Here is a 382-nt window from a genome sequence, read left to right on the forward strand (position 1 = left end):
GCGAGGGCGTCGAGGTAGGCGTTGGCGGCGGCGTAGTTCCCTTGCCCGCTGCCGCCGGTGGTGCCCGCGGCGGCGGAGAACAGCACGAACGCCTTGAGATCGCCGGTCAGCTCGTCGAGGTTGCGTGCGGCGACGGCCTTCGGGCGCAGCACGGCGTCCAGCCGCTCCGGCGTCAGGGCTTCGACGACGCCGTCGTCGAGGACACCGGCGGCGTGCACGACGGCGGAAACCCGGTGCGCGGCAAGCACTTCCGCGATCCGGTCGCGGTCCGCCGCGTCACAGGCGGCGAAGACGGCTTCGCTGCCCGCGGCGGCGAGGTCCTCGGCGAGTTCTGCGGCGCCGGGTGCTTCCGCGCCCCGGCGGCTGAGCAGCACCAGCCGCC

1 protein-coding gene is annotated in these 382 nt (G+C 75.1%); it reads right to left on the reverse strand.

The genetic code is table 11. The features are described 5' to 3' along the window. The coding region (locus tag G3I65_RS17450; protein WP_160697049.1) for a ketoreductase domain-containing protein at positions 1–382 on the reverse strand (382 nt) is incomplete at both ends.

Origin of the sequence: Amycolatopsis sp. SID8362 (genome assembly GCF_010550475.1) — a bacterium.
In the GTDB taxonomy this organism is placed as follows: domain Bacteria; phylum Actinomycetota; class Actinomycetes; order Mycobacteriales; family Pseudonocardiaceae; genus Amycolatopsis; species Amycolatopsis eburnea.